17 protein-coding genes are annotated in these 18,494 nt (G+C 51.9%); 9 read left to right on the top strand and 8 right to left on the bottom strand.

Translation table 11 applies throughout. The annotated features are described in order from the left end of the window. Positions 1–433 precede the first annotated feature (433 nt). Together QYL91_RS17880 and nucS are read left to right on the top strand one after the other, a co-directional pair. The gene (locus QYL91_RS17880; RefSeq protein WP_302083391.1) at positions 434–2,362 is read left to right on the top strand and encodes a transcription initiation factor IIB; all 1,929 of its coding nucleotides are present in this window, start codon (positions 434–436) and stop codon (positions 2,360–2,362) included. Positions 2,363–2,464: 102 nt separating this feature from the next. Then, on the top strand, positions 2,465–3,229 hold the full coding sequence (nucS, locus tag QYL91_RS17875) for an endonuclease NucS (protein ID WP_302083387.1): 765 nt from the start codon (positions 2,465–2,467) through the stop codon (positions 3,227–3,229). Between the two features lie 37 nt (positions 3,230–3,266). Here nucS and QYL91_RS17870 read toward each other — a convergent pair whose 3' ends face one another. From QYL91_RS17870 to QYL91_RS17840, 7 genes are all read right to left on the bottom strand, one after another. After that, positions 3,267–3,536 carry a hypothetical protein gene (locus tag QYL91_RS17870; protein ID WP_302083385.1) on the bottom strand — a complete coding sequence of 90 codons (270 nt, stop codon included), beginning with the start codon at positions 3,534–3,536 and terminating at the stop codon, positions 3,267–3,269. Between the two features lie 48 nt (positions 3,537–3,584). Beyond that, a complete protein-coding gene (locus QYL91_RS17865) occupies positions 3,585–5,120 on the bottom strand; it encodes a DUF7289 family protein (protein ID WP_465269223.1) in 1,536 nt (511 codons plus the stop codon). 141 nt (positions 5,121–5,261) lie between these two features. Continuing rightward, positions 5,262–5,747 (bottom strand): type IV pilin N-terminal domain-containing protein, encoded by a 486-nt coding sequence (locus QYL91_RS17860; RefSeq protein WP_302083381.1) that lies wholly within the window; start codon positions 5,745–5,747, stop codon positions 5,262–5,264. A 144-nt stretch (positions 5,748–5,891) separates the two neighbouring features. Further along, positions 5,892–6,320 carry a type IV pilin N-terminal domain-containing protein gene (locus tag QYL91_RS17855; RefSeq protein WP_302083379.1) on the bottom strand — a complete coding sequence of 143 codons (429 nt, stop codon included), beginning with the start codon at positions 6,318–6,320 and terminating at the stop codon, positions 5,892–5,894. Between the two features lie 144 nt (positions 6,321–6,464). Next, positions 6,465–7,115, bottom strand: coding sequence for a DNA-binding protein (locus tag QYL91_RS17850; RefSeq protein WP_302083377.1), 651 nt, complete (start codon positions 7,113–7,115; stop codon positions 6,465–6,467). After that, positions 7,115–8,095: a replication factor A gene (locus tag QYL91_RS17845; RefSeq protein ID WP_302083375.1), complete on the bottom strand. Its 981-nt coding sequence runs from the start codon at positions 8,093–8,095 to the stop codon at positions 7,115–7,117. Before QYL91_RS17845 ends, QYL91_RS17850 begins: the two co-directional genes overlap by 1 nt. A gap of 166 nt (positions 8,096–8,261) precedes the next feature. After that, positions 8,262–8,579: an FUN14 domain-containing protein gene (locus QYL91_RS17840; protein ID WP_302083373.1), complete on the bottom strand. Its 318-nt coding sequence runs from the start codon at positions 8,577–8,579 to the stop codon at positions 8,262–8,264. Between the two features lie 110 nt (positions 8,580–8,689). Between QYL91_RS17840 and QYL91_RS17835 the strand changes: the two genes are divergently transcribed. From QYL91_RS17835 to QYL91_RS17810, 7 genes are all read left to right on the top strand, one after another. Then, on the top strand, positions 8,690–9,367 hold the full coding sequence (locus tag QYL91_RS17835; protein WP_302083371.1) for a DUF7125 family protein: 678 nt from the start codon (positions 8,690–8,692) through the stop codon (positions 9,365–9,367). 308 nt (positions 9,368–9,675) lie between these two features. Then, the gene (locus QYL91_RS17830) at positions 9,676–12,177 is read left to right on the top strand and encodes a type II/IV secretion system ATPase subunit (protein ID WP_302083369.1); all 2,502 of its coding nucleotides are present in this window, start codon (positions 9,676–9,678) and stop codon (positions 12,175–12,177) included. Between the two features lie 6 nt (positions 12,178–12,183). Further along, the gene (locus tag QYL91_RS17825; protein WP_302083367.1) at positions 12,184–14,289 is read left to right on the top strand and encodes a type II secretion system F family protein; all 2,106 of its coding nucleotides are present in this window, start codon (positions 12,184–12,186) and stop codon (positions 14,287–14,289) included. 71 nt (positions 14,290–14,360) lie between these two features. Further along, positions 14,361–14,996: a DUF7287 family protein gene (locus tag QYL91_RS18345; protein WP_465269222.1), complete on the top strand. Its 636-nt coding sequence runs from the start codon at positions 14,361–14,363 to the stop codon at positions 14,994–14,996. A 2-nt stretch (positions 14,997–14,998) separates the two neighbouring features. Continuing rightward, the gene (locus tag QYL91_RS17820) at positions 14,999–15,763 is read left to right on the top strand and encodes a DUF7288 family protein (RefSeq protein ID WP_302083365.1); all 765 of its coding nucleotides are present in this window, start codon (positions 14,999–15,001) and stop codon (positions 15,761–15,763) included. A gap of 156 nt (positions 15,764–15,919) precedes the next feature. After that, positions 15,920–16,420, top strand: coding sequence for a DUF7266 family protein (locus tag QYL91_RS17815; RefSeq protein ID WP_302083363.1), 501 nt, complete (start codon positions 15,920–15,922; stop codon positions 16,418–16,420). Further along, positions 16,417–17,328, top strand: coding sequence for a DUF7289 family protein (locus QYL91_RS17810; RefSeq protein ID WP_465269221.1), 912 nt, complete (start codon positions 16,417–16,419; stop codon positions 17,326–17,328). The genes QYL91_RS17815 and QYL91_RS17810 overlap by 4 nt, the downstream gene beginning before the upstream one ends. Before the next feature lie 109 nt (positions 17,329–17,437). Here QYL91_RS17810 and radA read toward each other — a convergent pair whose 3' ends face one another. Then, on the bottom strand, positions 17,438–18,469 hold the full coding sequence (radA, locus tag QYL91_RS17805) for a DNA repair and recombination protein RadA (RefSeq protein ID WP_302083358.1): 1,032 nt from the start codon (positions 18,467–18,469) through the stop codon (positions 17,438–17,440). Positions 18,470–18,494 lie beyond the last annotated feature (25 nt).

The following is an 18,494-nucleotide window of genomic DNA, read 5'->3' as shown; positions in this document are numbered from 1 at the left end:
AGTTGAACTTTGTCAGTAGGGGGCTTTTTTGGATGCAATACATTTCTGTGGTGTGAAGTATAAAAGGGTGGGGTTATGGCGTGTTCCAAAGACGGTTGTTTCTTGCAGTTTTCGCAAATGTGTTGGGACAACCGTCTTCTTTCTTGGTTATTTATATTTCCACCCGGAGGATTCCATGTCAAACCGAAGCCTTAAGTGATTGGCCTACACTACTAATTTCTACTCACAAACGAAACCACCCACAGAAAGAAACTAACCCTAACATACTAAAAGAACACGCCATCCGCCACAGCATAGCCAACTAACCAACGCTCCACTCCGTCCGCATGAACTGGCGGCACACCCAACCCAGACAGTCAACACCTCCCTCCCACACCGTGAGCCGCCAGTCTTCACCCGATCCAAGCAGGCCACACGTCTGCTCACCCACACCATGAAACACAATACACGCCCCACCGAGTGGAACTCGGAAACTGAATCCGAGACCACACCATCCGACACAGCACAGAATAACCATCAAACTGAACAACTGAAAACTGACGGCGGAGCTCTCACGGCGTCAGAATCCTCAACCACGACACTCACCCTCACCGAAGATGGGTTCTCGGTCACAAACGACCGTATTGACACACTCGAAAGTCGGCTTCTCCTCCTCACGGACCTCCTCACAAATACACTGGAAACCACCAGCCATAGTGAACTTGATGCTGTCCAAGAACTCCTCGACAACATCGAAACAAAACTCGCCGAACTCGATGTCAATATCTACAACCTCCTTGACGGACTCAACAAGACTGACGCCGACACACTTCTCCCGGACGATTGTCATCCCACTGATGACCGCCTAAGCGCCCACCTTGAGCGTCACTTCACGCAATCCACCAACAACGTTGAAGCTCTCATCCCGCCGACCGGAGTGGACACGGAACTGTTTGGTGAAAACAGCGTTGTGGGAGCACACGCAGCAGTCGAAACAGAAGATTTCCCGAAAACAATGAACTTCCCCTCGATCAACGTCCTGGTGTCTGACACTGAAACAACCGACAATAAAACGACTGCAACCTCTCCGAACACTCCCACCGACACTCCGCCGGACACACAGAAGACAACATCTACTCCGCAACCTTCCTCATCGACGCAAGACACACAGGCTGGTGGCACCGTCAAAGTCAGTGAAAAACCACGCGTCGAAACTCCAAACGACGCGCCCACGCCAAGCACACAAACGAAAAACCGCACACCATCTGGCGCACTCTACGGGAAACCATCACAATCTGACACCGAGGACGAAGAAGTCACTGTCGCTCACGATGAAACCGTTGAATACGATGAGTGCCCTGAATGCGGTGGGCATCTCACCAACCCGTCACAGGATGAGATGTGTTGTCAGGACTGCGGTCTCATCGTGCAAGAAGAAAGCATCGACCACGGGCCCGAGTGGCGTGCGTACGACAGTAAAGAATACGAGTCGAAAAGTCGCATCGGAGGCCCAACCACAAACACCATCCACGACAAGGGCCTCTCAACGACGATCGGCTGGGAAGATAAAGACGCGTACGGGAATCCACTCAGCGCTCGAAAACGCAAACAACTCAAACGCCTTCGGAAATGGGACGAGCGATGCCGTGCTAAAGACAGCAGTGAACGGAATCTCATGCAGGCACTCGGTGAAATCCAACGCCTCACAAGCGAACTAAACCTCCCGGGAGACTGCGAAGAAACCGCTTCAGTGATTTACCGCCGTGCTCTCAATGAAGACCTCATCCAAGGTCGTAGCATCGAAAGCATGGCAACCGCTGCGCTCTACGCGGCTGCACGCCAATCCGGGTATCCGCGAACCATCGAGCAGGTTTGTGACTACAGCCGCGTCAACAAGAAACGCGTCAGTCGCGCATTCTCCTACATCGTCCGCGAACTCAACCTTGAAGTCCGCCCACCGAACGTCATCGATTACCTCCCGAAAACAGTCAGCAAACTCGGCGTCTCTGAAGAAACTAAACAGACTGCTGAACAACTACTCGAAACCGGAATCGACGAAAATCTCCACAGTGGAAAAGCACCTGCTGGAATGGCAGCTGCGGCCGTGTACGCAGCCACGCTCATCGACGACACTGACGACAGCGTCACACAGGAAGCCGCTGCTGACATCGGTGACGTATGCGCTCTCACAATTCGAACGCGATATCGGGAACTCCTCGAAGTAAGTGGGTACAATCCAGAAGAAGTCCAACCCGACAACAACCCGCCGAACACATCAAACAACTCTACTGCAAGCACCGAAGACGAAACTGAAGATGAGCCATCGGTCGAAACCACCACTGAAGCTGAAATGGAACAACAGACACTCCCCGCAAGCGACTAATCTGTTCTAGCTAGGCACACTTGCCGCACTCGAGTTTGGAGTCACCACCAGTATGAATACCGGTCTTTGATACTGGTGAATGCTGTATATGAGAGTAGTACGATGGCTGAAACAACGACGTATACGTCCCCGTCTCTGAACGAAACTGCGGAAATCCTTGGAGAGGACGTCGGTGCCGTAAGTCTAGTTAGTATCTTCGCGGAATGCGAAGTTGAGTATGAAGGACGGAAAGGTGCAGAAAGCTATCTTGCACCAGGAGACCGGCACATTATCGCTAAGCAAGATGGCGCATTGAAGGTAGACCGATCAAGTGGTGTTGACCCGGTTAACTGGCAACGAAGCGGCGCAACATTCACAGTTGAACGTGCTGATGAAACTGTTCTTCTTCGTGCTCGACATCCATCTCCAACAGAGGTTGTGACAATTTACCTGTTGGACGTACATCGGATTAGCGTCGACGCCGGTGTGCAGGACGGAAAAACACTCCAACTGAATGGTACTGAAGAAGATATTCATGCCTACATTGAGGAGAATCCAGAAGATGTCGAAGCCGGGCTGCGAATCGTTGAACACGAACGCGAAACGCCAGACGGCGTGATTGATTTCTGGGCACGCGATGCCGAGGGGCACTCAGTCGTCATCGAAGTAAAGCGTCGGCAAGCAACTCACGAAAACGTGCAACAGCTCTCCCGCTACGTGACACGCTTTCGAGATACGAACCCGAATATCCGCGGAATCTTGGTCGCACCCAGCATCAGCGATCGCGCTGACAACGTCCGATTAGAACATGACCTCGAATTCCAAGAGCTGTCACCGGAATTCGCTGACCCTGCTGACCCAGAAAACGCCTCCCTCGACGACTTCTAGACCGGTTAAGTGTTCATTGTGGGCCGCCTGACGCACGTTAGAAGACCGAAGTAACGAGATAAAGGGTGGCGAAAAGCACGTATCCGACAATGACCTGTTGCATGATGCCGTGCTCAAGTGGATCATCTCCGGACATGACGCTTATCCACATCATCCCCCCGAAAACGATTACAGCACCACCGCCAGTAACCAGCAGAAGCCGACTAGGTGATAAGATGAGTTGATAGCTGAATATCGCGGTGACAGTGATGAACAACACCGTGTATTGTGCCCACTCTGGGAGGAGATAATCCTGAAAGCTACTCATCGTAACAGGAATTTTCGACGGCACAGATAAATAGGTTAGTCACCACTCTCACTCAACCACTATTTCGTTGTGCGTCACATGCAGATACGAGATGGCCGCGAATTTCATCTCAACTTCCTGAATTGTCGTATCCCGGAGAGAATCGTGGTACGCGATCTTGGCGTTTCCGCCCAACTCAACAGTATCAGCTGTTGAGACGAGTGCACCGACCAGTCCCTTCTTACCACCTTTCCCTTGCACGCTGAAGTTATTCGTGTAGATAACACCGTAAAACTCGGTGATACGAGAATTGTCTTTTGAGTAGAGGATGAGTGAATCTACCTGCGCGCAATTCCCCCACACAATCTGCCCTTGCATCGAGAAATCACCATTGACATAAATCGTCACACTCCCGTCTCCAGTGACGTTCAGATTCGGCGACCCAGGTGTACACCCATCAGTATCCTTGTCGTTCTTTTTGTTCCCGTTATTGCCTGTGTTCCCATTATCGTTGCCTGCTAAAACATCCCCGTCAACGAATAACTCAATATCCCCATCCGATGTGTTAAACGTGGTTTCTGATTCGAAGACACTGTCATTCCTCACATAGTAGGTTCCAGCCTCAACGGTCGTGCTGCTGGATGGCGCGCTCTTTGACTGAAGACGCTGTCTGGCATTCACAATCTCTGCTGATGCGTTAGTGAGATTCTGATTCGCTGTGACATTCTCTCGGACAGTCCCAGAGATGCTGGTCTCACTGTCAGTTGTTCCACCGAGCTCGACGTCACCGGTGACACCTGCGGCGCCACTGTCAATGTTCAAGTTGCCTGCGGCAACAATCCCAGAGTCAATCTTGATTGGTTCCGGTGGCGGGACAAGCGTGATGTTGACGATATTTCGGTCTTCGTTGTACCGCACGTCGGACTCTGTTCGTTCTTCGAAGTATTCCCCCCAACCACGATAGTACCGACTCTTGACCGTTATTTCGATTTTTCTGTCAGTCACTGGATTCCCGTGACTTCCAGCAGTCGGGAATTTTCTCGTTGTTTGCTGATGTGTGATCGTTGTCTTCCCTGAGATGCTGGCGTTGTTCGTGACACTCACCACAGGGAACGTCAGTGTCCGATTCCGGTAGTGGAATTCAGGTGGTGAAATCATACTCCCACCAGCTGCCGATGCACGCCACACCCCACCGCCTTGATACCCCAGTGTCTCATCCCCCGATTCGTAGATCACGGCCCCGAGTGTAGTGTTCACAATCGGGGTTTGACTACCAGATGCGGTGACAGTCCTGATTTGCAACCAGCCTGTCTCACTTCGAGCATGGTACTCGCCGTTGTCACCGGTTGCAAACGTTATCGTCTGCGTGTCTGCATTGTCAAGTGCAGCGAGTGAAGCTTCCGAATCAAACTGCGTGAGCGCGATCTCAGCGCGATCCATAGCAAGAGACTGTTGCGTATCTTCAAGCATCGCCACACCGACTACCCCGATTAGAATAGACCCGCTAATAGCAAAACCAAGAACCAATGTCATGCCGATTGGATTGGCTTGAACGCGTGTACTATCGCATAGTCTATCGTCTCGACTTCTCCACGATCGCACCATCAAAAGCAACTACTTGAGTCATACTAATAAGACAACCGGTGAAATAGTTTAGACCCCTGATTTCTCGCCAATAGGACTCCTGACGAAAAATTATTGATGAAAGTGTCGCTGTGAGGGCGCAAGAAGCTGGTTCTGCGTGGTTTACAGCGTGTACTGACTAACGGTTTGACTGCTCGAGCCGTCGTTAGCTGTCCAAATCACACGGACTTCAGTGCCAGACCCGTGAGAATTCTCCGTATTCACGTCTTCAGTGCCCGAAGTGGTTCCGTCAACGTTGATGGTGATCTCGGAACCAGCTGTAATATCGAATTCCGCAGCGGCGCTGGCTGAACCGTTTGCCCACGTGAATCTTTCACTCCCGATCTTAACATCGAGAGAATCCGTGTTCTCATTAGTGAAACTGTCTCCACTGTCGTGTGTAATGTTGAGTGTTTGACTGTCAGCGTCGTAGTCGTAGTCAAAGTTGGCTTGCGGTGCGCTTTCGGAAAGGCTTCCGCCCATGTTCATGACGAAGGAGGCGATAACGGCAGCGAGGATGACGGTCACGGCGACCATCAGGATAACTCCGATCACCGGAGACACGCCTTCATCGTCTGTGAACAAGGCTTTCAGACTGCTAGCTTGCATTGCACACTGACTTTTTGATGTGAGGTATAAAAAAGTAAGGGTGAGTATTAAGTACACACCTGCTGGTGAATAATAAGAGTGTAACCACACGATTGCCGAGAAAGAAAACGATGAAGAAAGCCGAATTTATCCGGATTTATTACGTTAGACCGTGTATTGGCCAACAGTCTGCGACGACTCTCCATCGTTGGATGTCCAGATTACACGAACCTCATCCCCTGAGTTAACACTACTGATAGTTTTTGAGTCCCCGGCTGTAACTGGGAAATCTCCGTCCGCGTCAGCCCACATGTTGTCAGAGTCGGCGACTTGAACGTTAAGACTTTGCGTGTTGTCGCCGGTGAACGAATCACCGCTATCGTGTGTAACGGTTAAATTACCAGCATCAGCGTCGTAGTCGAAGTCGAAGTTGGCTTGCGGTGCGCTTTCGGAAAGGCTTCCACCCATGTTCATGACGAAGGAGGCGATAACGGCAGCGAGGATGACGGTCACGGCGACCATCAGGATAACTCCGATCACCGGAGACACGCCTTCATCGTCTGTGAACAAGGCTTTCAGACTGCTAGCTTGCATTGCACACTGACTTTTTGATGCGAGGTATAAAAAAGTAAGGCCAGGAAATTCGGGAAAGCGACATAGTTTCCACACTATCAATGGGTGGCAGTGAGAGAGCAAGACATCAGAAACCGCGGTGAGGAAATTTCAGCGTGTTATGCGTCAGGGGGTGGGCGCGTCACTGGGTTCTTCGCCAGCGACTGCACGGAGGGCCTCGCGTGCGGCTTCTCGGTACTGCTCGATGGTGTCGCCGTACTCATCTGCCGCGATTTCCATGTCGTTGGTCATGGCCTGCTCATCGCCGACGCGTTCTTCGAACCGGTCCGCGCGCAGAAACGTGGCTTCTGCCGTCTCGACAATCCACTCACGCCGCTGTTCTTTGCTGATCTCCACCATCTGCTCCGGTCGGACGCTGACCATCGCGTCACCATCGTCACGGTTGTAGACATTGATTTTCCCGACGGCTGCGACATACGCTGGTGTTTCCAGCTGCCGGATCAGGGATTCCACGTTCGGGTTGTATTCGCCGCCGTAGACGTAGAAATTCCCGCCGTCCGTGCCATCGTTGATGCGGGCGCGCATCATGCTCCCGTTCCCAGTTTCCTCGGTGAGGGTTGCTGTGCCCGCGATGAACACGCGGTTCGCACTTTCACCAGTCGGCAGTGCAGTCCAGACTGGTGCGCGGTCGTCGTCGGACAGTTTGAACTGGTAGACGGCGTCGTTCAGTTCGCTGGCGAACACGCGCTTTGACGGATTCCGGCGCATGTCCTGCGTGCTATCGGTGTCGTCGGTCGTGGTGGTGTCAGTAGACATTAGGCGTCACCTCCTTGAGCTGCGGCGGTGTTGTCTGCAAGCAGTGCCTCGGCGCGTGCTTCGGGCGTGTCTTCCGGTTCTTCTCCGACCTCATCCGGAATGACGTAGTCTTCAGCGCGACGTCCAAGGATGGTGAAGTACCGGCCAATGACGCGCTTTTCGATTTCATTCGCAACGACGCTGGTGTCCATGGCATCTTCAGCCATTTCCACGGCTTCGTCAAGCGTCATGTTGGCGACCTGCTCGGTTAGCTCCTGGTTGAAGATGACTTGGTGCGTGTTGTCACCGTCGTCAAGGACAGCCTTGATACGCAAATCGAATTCGCCGTCCACGTCGCCGTGTTCGGTGCATCGGCTACTGTTGAGCGGGCGCGTACAGTCATCTTCTGGGCACCGCTTGATGAGTCCGCTGCCGTCTTGCACGTCCACGAGTGCGGTGCGCAGGTCAACTTCGTGTTCCGGCGGTTCGAATTCTGCGTCAATCTTCTCGACGTCGGACGCCTGGTTGACCTTGACCTGGGCATCGCCCTGGTAGTAGTCACCGACGACGCTTTCGAGTCGGTAACTTTCGCCTTCCTCAAGGAGGATGTCCTCGTTCTCGTCAGCGGCACTCTGGAAGATGGTGAACACTGTTTTCCCAGTGTTGTCTCCGATGAGTCCCTTCTGCGCGATTTTCTCGTGCGTGTCGTCCCAGAGGTCGAGGACTTCGACTTCGAGGTTGAACCACTCGTCTTCGTGTTCTTTGTCGAGGTCGCCCACATGCAGATCCTCGTCTGCTGCGTTTTCGGTGGGCGAAGCGTCTTCGTCGCTTTCGTTGAAGACGGAATCGCGTGCACTTCGTTTTGCTTCGTTCCACGGCAGGTCGTATTTGCTCACGAACCGCTCGAGAAGGTCAGCGATTTCATCGACTGTCGTTTCCACATCGTCGGGAGCGGCATCGTGAATGTCTTCTGCTGCCGCTTGGTAGTCGTGGTTAGTCATGGTTGTCTCTTTGTCTCCGTGTTGTCCAAAGTTTTGGAGACGTGAATTTGTAGGGGGTGGTGAAGTATAAAAACTTGGCATTTCGGTGATGGCGTCCGTGATTTCATGCCACGAAATATGTTGAAACACACTTCGTGGGTGGTGGATCAGCTGGGCGGAAAACTCGTTACGCTTTTTTGAATCCGAGTGTGAATCCACCGGCGAACCCTGCACCGAGGGCAGACGTGCTGAGAGCGGTGTTAAGGAGCGTTGGGGCGGTATCCTGTGTTGTGACCATGATGTTACTAGTGAGCGAGCCGAGTGCTTGCCAGTCTACAGTGATGATGCCTTGGTGTTGCAGGAATCCGAGAAACCCTAGTTCAAGCCCGATGATGATGCCGATGAGTTTAGCGATTTTCTTGGAAGCGTATCCGAATGCACCTCCAAGAACCGTTGCTCCTCCGACATTCATTCCTAGGAGTGGAATGGTTTGTGCTGCGCTCATACATGAGCCAAGTGGTTGTGACTTCTTAAATCCCGAGTGTTCTTTGGGTCTTGCTGAAAGTGCTTGGGTGCGCTAAGGTTTAATGGCGTGTCGTTCCTGACGAGCACATAATGGCAGCGCAAGAACCCGTGTACGACTCACTTTCCACAGGAATAGATAATTTTGATTCAGTGCTTGAAGAAGATGGGTTTGTGCCTGGGTCAACAATCACTGTTGTTGCTGACCCAGCGTCAGTTGGTGACCTGCTTGTGTACAATTTCACGGGCGGGCGCGACACGTTCTACCTTACGACGGCGCGACGAGAAGATGATGTGAAGGGGAAAATTCGGGCAGCTGGGAATGAGCGTGCGGAGATTGAGTACTTCGGTCTTGAGGATCAGCCAGTCATTGAAAGTGCAGCAAATGCGCTGCGTGAGATGGATGTTGACGAGCAGAGTACGATCGTCGTGGATCCAGTGAATTCGATGGAAGACAGTCCCGGTGTAGACTACCGAGAATTCTTGGCCGGGCTTAACGACCTCGCAGTTCGCACAGGAAGTCTTGTTGTGCTCCTGTGCTTGCAGGAAGCGGAGTCGTCTGATGTGCCGGTGAACCGGTGGCGGACAAAGCACATGAGTGATTCCGTGTTCAAGGTAATTCACAACGTATCAACGAACAACGTTGAGGATTACTTGACTTTGGAGAAACTGTCTCCAGAGCAGAATCTTGTTGACGAATCAATGCGTGTGTTCAAACTCCCTCGAGAGTTGGATATGGACATCGACACGAAAAAGAACATGAGTCCGTGACGGTCGGATTGCTTGTTGCCGATTTTCATTTTTCTAAACCTTTGTTTTGTTTGCTTCGCACTATTGATGATAATCGTTTCAGCACTCAGTAGTATAGCATGAATACACCGGGTGTCTGTGGTAGGGTTGTGGTGGAGACCGGACCGATGAATTCCCGGTGACCGGCCCTTACCCTTAAACCACTCAGGGCACGACCATAAGAACAGCCAGAAATTCCACCCACAACTATGAGCACCACTCAATCTGACAGTCTCCCTCAGAACCGATTGACAGTCCCGGAAGAAGTCGATGAAGACAAGTTCTTCACAATGTCTGACGGGGCGGACACTCTTGTTGGTCACTCCGACCTGGAGAATGCCGTCCCGAGCGGAGAAAAGCCGTTCCTGGAAGAACTGGAACGGTACTGGGTGAACAAGCCCTACGCATACATCGTGATCTACCGGAACACCCGCGACCAAGAACTCCGATACTACGCTGTTGAACCCAAACTCTCTGATACAGAACGAGAGCTTGTTGAATTCTTCAGCGACAAACTCCGGCTGAGTATCAACTACGATAAAGTGGGCGCTGACGCCACCCCAAACGACCGTGCTGAAGTGGTCCGTAACGAGACCATCCAGCTGATGAAACGATACAACCTCATCAGCCAAGACACGTTCAACCCAGAAAACGCCGGTATCCGTGACCGGGTGAAAGAATACATCGCATCCATTCTCGAGGAACGCGCTGATCAACAGGCGATGGAAAGTGAAGAGAGCGTAGACCCAATTCCTGCGCCGCGCGACGAGGAAACCGGGGAATTAGAAAAACTGGATGACAGACAAGTACAGAAGATTCTGTACTACCTCGTTCGTGACTTCATCCGGTACGGAACAATCGACCCGATCAAGCACGACATCAACATCGAGGACATCTCGTGCGACGGTTACAACCAACCGGTGTTTGTTTACCACACGCAGTACGAACAGATCATCACTAACATCGAATTCGCGGAGGAAGATCTCGACGAATTCGTAACGAAACTCGCTCAGAACGCTGGGAAAGGCATTTCCAAACGCCAACCTAACGTCGACGCGACACTCGCTGACGGAAGCCGTGCACAGCTCACCCTCGGCACAGAAGTGAGTGACAAAGGGACAAACTTCACCATCCGGCAATTCAAGGACGTTCCTTTCACACCGGTTGACCTCATCAACTGGCAGACCTTTTCCTTAGATCAGATGGTGTACATGTGGCTGTGCATCGAGAATAACAAGAGTGTCATCTTTGCAGGTGGGACTGCGTCAGGGAAAACCACGAGCCTCAACGCCGTCTCGCTGTTCATCCCCAGCAAAGCCAAAATCGTCTCTATCGAAGACACACGCGAACTAGAAATCCCGCAAAAGAACTGGGTTCCATCGAAGACTCGTGAATCCTTCCAAGAAGGCGAACAAGGCTCGATCGACGAGTTCGACCTGTTGGAAGACGCACTCCGTCAACGCCCAGACTACATCATCATGGGTGAAGTTCGGGGTGAAGAAGGCCGGACACTCTTCCAGGCGATGAACACCGGTCACACAACGTATACGACATTCCACGCGGACTCCGCGCGCGAGGTCATTCGCCGGTTCACGACAGATCCAATCAACGTCGCTGAATCACTCTTCGGCGCACTTGACGCCATCAGCATCCAGGCCTCTGTGGATATTGACGGTCGCAGAGTCCGTCGGACCCAATCTGTCGTTGAAATTGACGAGTACAACGCGAAAAACGACGACTACACGGTCGAAGAAGTGTACTCGTGGGAGGCTGAATCCGACGAATTCCGAGAAAATGCAGAGAACTCATCTGACCTGATGGATGAGATCATGCGCGAACGCGGATGGAGTGACGCTGACTTCCATGCCGAATGGCAGCGTCGCCGCATTGTTCTTGCGTACCTCATCCGAGAAGGTCTCAACACGTACGCTGGAGTCGCTGCAACACTCCAGGCGTACATGAACAATCCGGAAACCATCCTTGCACTCATCGGCGACAACGAACTCAAACACCGCATTGACAACCTCCGATCGATGCAGAACGTTGACATCAATGTGAACCCGGAAAAGGAAGAGCTCGTTCCGCGTCCTGACCCCAGTGCAGAAGTCCGAGAGCAGTGTGAGCGCGTCATCGAAGACGCACAAGATCTGCTCAATGAATTCAACGCGTCGAGCGTGGACCTCGCTGAAGAACTTAGTGAGGGGCTCGCTGATGAGTTCGACGAAATCGATACTGGTCCCAGTGAGCCAGTCAATGAGCAGCCGACTGACAGTACGGATGATGAACCGGTGCTGGAACCTCAGCTGGAACCTGGTGACGATGATGATGATGATGATGACGATGACTTCGAGGAGTCAATGAAGGACGTATTCGACGAAAATGAAAAAGCAATAAGAGACGTCTTCGCCGAAGATGATGACCTTTCAAGCACTGAGAACCACGACGAAGAAAGCATCACTTCTTCGAGTGACCAGGGTGCAGACGACGATGGAGATGTTGAGGAAGGTGAAGATGAAAACACGGGTGTCGAAGACAGCATTTCGAATGCCAAGGCTGGCAATGACAAGGACGACTCTACTGACGAGTTAGTTGACGGTGACGAGGATGAAGAAAGTGCTGTTGATGCTGTACACGAAACCGAAGATGGGGACGGTCCCGAAAACGGTGAAGAGGCAGCAGACGACAGTAGTGAACCGTCGCAAGAAGGTGAGGGTACTGATAATCCGGATGCGGAAGAAACTGAGACAGAAGAAAATGCTGACGATGATAGTGGGTTCAGCATCTTCGGGTGATCACCAATGAGTTACAGCTCTGACCCTACGGACGCGTCAAGTACTGTTGAGCTCGGGGAGGAAAGAGATGATGACTCGACGACTGAGCAGTCGATTCTGCTTGCCGTGTCTGAGCTCTTCTACCCCGTCTACCAGAAATTCTTCAACAAGCAAGATCGGTACGTTCGCAATCTCGAAAAACGCCTCACAAAAGCGAATATTAACCGCCCAGTTGAAATCTACGTGTCTGGCGCGCTTGCTATTGGCACGTTTGTTGGTGCAATTCTCGGGCTCGTGCTTGGCGGGATGATGTACTTCCTGCTGAATCAGGGAGGGGCAGTTCTTCCCGTAGCGCCAAACTCGGTGATTCCATTCAGCCAGACTGCTTGGATGGACGCGCTCATTGCTATTGGGTCTGCACTCAAAGCTGGGATCGCAATTGTCATTGCGGGCGGGTCTGGCGCATTATTCGGGTTGTTCGGCGCTATCGGCGTAGCGTCGTTCTATCCGTCACTCCGGATTTACTCCCGTCGACGGGAAATCAATCTCGTGATGCCTGACGTGATTGCGTTCATGTACTCTCTCTCTGTGGGAGGGATGGATCAGCTGGAAATTTTCGAGGCAGTTGCCGACTCTCGAGACACGTATGGTGAGGCAGCCGTCGAATTCCAGCGTGTCACGCAGGAGATGAAGTACTTCAATACGGACTATCAGACTGCTGTTCAGAGCGTTGCGAATGGAACACCAAGTGAAGACTTGTCAAAATTCCTCGTAGACATGCTCTCCATCATCAACTCTGGTGGTGACATGTCCGCGTTCCTTGAAAACCAGAAAGAGTACTATATGCAGGAGGTTCGGCGGAAACAGCGCAATCATCTCGACACGCTAGAATTTTTCGGAGAGATGTATATGAGCCTGTCAATTCTCCCAATGGTGCTACTTATTATTCTCATCATCATGGCACTCCTCGGGAACCCGTACCCGCGTCTCCTGATGCTGACGGTGTACGGACTTCTCCCCCTGCTCAACCTCCTCTTCGGATTCATCATTGCCATCGCCAAACAGGACACTGTCGGTAATGGGACGCTTGATACCAGCGATAGTGTTGTCTCAGAGGTGAGTCAAGAAGGTAGCATCACCGATCTTGGTGTTGTTGACACGTATGCAAACGCCGAAGAGACAGCCACCATCTTCAATGACCTCCGATCGCTTGAACTCCGTCACAAAATCGGTGGTGTCATCCGGAATCCTTGGGGGTTCTTCACTAAGAACCCGCTCACGACGTTGTGGTTCACCGTTCCCATTGCTGGTCTAACTGTTGCGTTCTTAATCGCAGCTGATGTGGCATCGATCAACCCAACGACTATCAAAAATCAGGCGTTCATGCAAACGCTGTACCTGTTTTACGTGCCGGTATTCATGACTGCACTGCCGGTCGCAGCATTCTACGAATGGCAGCGGCGCAAAATCGGGGTTATCACAGACACGCTCACGGAAGACCTCCGGAAACTTGCGAACACAAACGAGACAGGGCAGCCGCTCTTGGAAGCCATCCGGATCACCGGTGAAGATAACCCGTCACTGCTCGGACGAGAGTTCCGGAATATCTACAAACGCGTGAAGTTCGGGACAAGTCTGTCACCGGTGTTAGTAGAATTCAACAACCGGTACAAAATCCCGCGCCTTGCGCGAACAGTGAAACTCGTCCAGAAGGCACAGGAAGCCAGTAGTCACATCACAGATGTGCTTCAGACCGCAGCAGAGGTCTCCGAAAACCAGGACGAACTCCTTCGAGAGCGCGTATCACGGACTCGTGTGCAGGTTGTGATTATCGCTGTCACGTTCCTTGTGTTCCTTGGTGTGATGTTGATCCTCCAGGAATTCTTCGTGCAGCGGATGGTGAAAGTTATTGGCGGGTCCGAAAGCAGTCAGGCTGCTCTCGGAGATTTCGATAGTGTGGATCCAGCATTCCTAAAAATGCTGTACTTCCACGCGGCCGTGATTCAGGGTATCTGTGCTGGGTACATCTCCGGGTATATGCAGACCGGGAAACTGCACAGCGGCGTCAAGTACATGCTGGCCTACATGCTCGTCGCCGTGCTAATTTGGGGCGGTGTCATGGCTCTACTCTAACCCCCTAATCCATATATGAGCACCTCACGAACACAGGACTACACTATCGATCGAGATACACTCACAGCACTATGACTCAGTCCCAGCCACATCTTGACTCTCAAAGCAACACTACTAACGATTCGACTTCGGTAGCCGACCGTGTGGGGTTATTCCAAGATGCCACGCGAGCACAGGCCTCCCAAATCGATTTCATGAATGCGATGATCATCCTCCTGTTGGGGATTGGGTTGTTCCTTGCTGCTTCATCAGTGATTCTTACTGTGGCTGAATCTAGCGGTTCAGCAGAAGAATACGTTGCACAGCGGTCCGCAGAACGCGTCGCTGACGATGTCTTGCTGAATTCCACGGGGGATTCGTTCCCAGATGCAGAGTGTACAGCGAAGTTTTTCACGCAGGACGAGACGTATGATTGCCCGAGTCTCACATTACAGAATACGAGTGATCCAGACAGTGAATATCTGAGACATATGCTGGGCGTTTCAACGCACTCAAACAGGTACACGATTAACGTCACACTCGAGCAAAAGGGGCGTGTCTGGACACAGAGTCTTGATGGCAGCAGTGACACGGCGAATACGTATGCTCTCGGGCCTTCCCGTCCAGAGAAAGGCGGAGTGACAACGTTCACTCGACACGTAACGTACGATTCCAATGGTGACGGGGATCGTGAGTACTTCACTGTCGTTATCAGAGTGTGGAGCTAGTTATGAAACGCAATCACTCATCATCGACAACAGACCAGAATAAAGCGACAGATGACAAACCTCCGATTGCAACACTCATAAGCAACCTCCGTAGAGATGACCGAGGTCTTCAGTGGACGTTAGAAGCTGTCCTTGCGATTCTCGTGTTGTTCTCAGCACTCACATTCACTATCGATGCATTGCCCGCATCGGAACAGGGATCACAAGACGAGTTTATGCAAAGTCAGCTGACGCAGTCAGGGAGAGACGTACTATCGTCGTCGTTTGCGACAGGTGACTTAGCAGACTCCTTGTTGTACTGGGATGCCACTGTTGACTCGGATGAAGGCCCCGATGAAGACGGTCGGTTCATTAATTCATCTAAGGCGGGTCCTTCAAGCGAACACTACACTGTGGTGCAGGAAAGCTATGGGTTTCCGTTATATCCAGCGCTGAATGAGGTGGTTACGAGTGAAAACATTGCGTACAATATGATCGCTTTCTACGAAACTGGCGGTGGAGGCACAAACACTCAGCGTGTTGTGTATCAAGGTGTGCCTGGTGAAGATGCAGTAATCGTGACGAAGACAGTCACACTATATGACTCAGATGTACCTGCGGAAACATACACGTCAGATGATGGTGACGGATGTACGCTTGGTGAATTGGCATCGGACAGTAACGGATGCGACCAAGGCTCCGGAAGTGACTATTTTGCGCCGGATGCCGAACCTGGGAATGCGCGGTACAATACAATCAAGATTCGTCTTGTCCTCTGGCGGGCTTGAGACTTTCTCTCATCTGACGTTCTTTGTTTCCTGGTGAGAAAATCACGACTATCGCCGCCCTGTCAGCCGGTTTTCATTGCTGTCTTTTCTTTCGTTGTTCTCACCCCTCGGGGTATCCCTTAAGTCAATCAAGACAATACGATAGAGTAGACACCAATGAGCCTCTTCGATGACACTCGTGGGGTTTCAAGCCCGGTGAGCTATATTTTGAACCTCTCAGTTTTTCTTGTTATCATGGTAACCGTCAGTATGGGTGCTTCCGCTTTCATGACATCCACTACCCAGGCATCAACAGAAAATAGCCTCGAGACAACCGGGCAACAATTCTCACAGAGTATTATGGACGTTGACCGTCTTGTACGAGGTAGTGCTGCAACTGGAGAGATTGGGACTGTTGTTTCACTCCCACCCCAAGTAAACGGGAAATACTACAAAATACAGGTGATAAACGAATCAGACGCGACTGGTGATCCATGTTCAAATTCGTGTATAATCCTCCAGACAAACAACGGTGAAGCCACTGAAGTTGTAGATTTCACCCTCGGTGGGGAGACAACGATCGAAAGCAAGACGTTCCAAGCTGGGTCCGTGTATCTTGCCCGGCACGAAAACACTGCGAGCACACACATCTCGATTGAAACTGATCCTAACTCATGACACGTCCTAAGTCGCCACCCGACAATCAGAACACAACATCACTCACAGAGACCTCATCTAATACTAACCGTGGCCAATCGTACCCTCTCGGATTTTTCATCATCCTTGGGGTAGTCGTTATTGGCGGATTGGGAGTATTCGTCATGGGCGTCAACGTGCTTGGTAGTGTCAGCGACAACAGCGCAGTGTCAGCAGCTGAGTCTAACATGGGTGAACTCCGAAATGAATTCACAGACATTGCTAGTGAGGGTGCGCCCTACCGTGAAGTCGAAATGCAAGCCGTGGATAACACCATCCGGTTTGAGTCATATACCCAGAACCAGACACTTGATGACACTGTGATTAACATAACTGCCTCTGGTGGGAATGTTGATCTCACAGGGAGTGACGCGGTCGTTGTCACTGCACGCCCAATTGTCTATGACCTCCCTAAAGAAGACACAAAATTCGTCTACACAGCTGGCCTCATCGCTCAGCAGTACTCGGATCCGAGCTCGGAGTCCAGACTCCGAAAGACTCCGCACATGACCGTGTCACCAAGCCGGACTGCTATCACACTCCCAGCAACAGAACGCGCTGATGCGTCTCCTCCTTCAGTTGGGATGAGCGGCACCGGGAAACTGTACGTAACTGGCTCACGGTCACGGAAGAGTACAGAAACCGTCTACAGAACAGCTTCCGGGAGTCCAGATGCAACGACAACTGTGAACATCACTGTCTCCAGTATTCCCCCAGAACGTGTTCAGGTTTGGGCAGAATTTTTCCGTGAATCTGGCTTCACCAATGTCCAAGTCCGAGATGGGTCTGATAGTGACAATGTTCCAGAGACTGTTGATGCAACAGTCGAGACAGAGACGGTGTACATCCAATACACCGAAATTTCTGTCGAGTTATCCAAAGACTCGTAGTGCAAATCTCAGCACACGGTTTCAAGCCAAATTCTTTGATTAAGTCTCTCAACGAACGGCTCTGTGCAGGGGGTAGAAGTCAGTACCCGAGAAATCCAGTGCTTCAGGATTATTCGGGTTTGAGACCCTCGTCTTTGACGCGGAGGACGGCTTCACCGTCTGCAAGGTTTGGAGCGTCGACGAGACGGACAATGCGTTTGTTTTTCTTTGACTTCCGAATGTAAAGACGGAATGTGGACGTGTGTCCGAGGATGTTGCCGCCGATGGGCTGGGTTGGGTCGCCGAAGAAGGAGTCGGGATTGGCAGCGACTTGGTTAGTGACGACAACGGCAGTGTTGTGGAGGTCGCCGAGTTTGACGAGGTCGTGCAGGTGTTTATTGAGTTTCTGTTGTCGATCAGCAAGTTCACCCCGGCCGACGTACTCTGCGCGGAAGTGCGCAGTAAGAGAATCCACTGCCACCATCTTGACAGGCCACTCCCCGTCTTCGTAGTCTTTAACGATGTCGTCTGCTTTTTCTGCAAGGAGGATTTGATGGTTGGAGTTGAATGCTTTGGCGACGTGGATTTTGTCAAGGAAGTCTTCGACAAGAGAGTCTAGTGTGCTGTCTTCTGTTGGGTCACCGAGGATGCCGCGTTGTTCGAGAGTGTCCTCGAGGACGTCTTCAGGCAGTCCCCGCACCATGTCGTCAATGCGGCTTGGACGGAACGTGTCCTCACTGTCGATGAAGATTGCACTGCCTTCAAGCCCCCCATGTTCAGTTGGGAGTTGGACATTGACGCAGAGTTGGTGAGTGACTTGAGATTTCCCGGCGCCGAATTCGCCGTAGATTTCGGTGATGCTTTGCGTTTCAACGCCGCCACCGAGCAGTGAATCAACGTCAGGGATTTGCAGGCTGAGTTTCCCGATCCGATCGCGCCGTTTTTTGATTTGCTCACCGGTTTCAAACCCACCGATGTCAGCGTCATCACGCGCAGCACTAATGATGCTTTGCGCGTTACTTTCTCCGACATCAGCTTCGTTGCTGAGCTCGCCGGGGCTGAGCACTGCTATTTCTTGGAAAGAATCGTAGCCAGCGTCTCGGAGTTTCTCTGCGGTCGCAGGCCCGACGCCAGGCAAGTCTTCAAGATCTTCTTGAGGCATACACACCGAGGTTATGGTTGGTTCG

This window comes from Salinibaculum rarum (assembly GCF_030505615.1).
Taxonomy (GTDB): Archaea; Halobacteriota; Halobacteria; order Halobacteriales; family Haloarculaceae; genus Salinibaculum; species Salinibaculum rarum.
The sequence above is the reverse complement of the archived record's forward strand: the minus strand, read 5'-3'. Positions and strand labels throughout refer to the sequence as shown.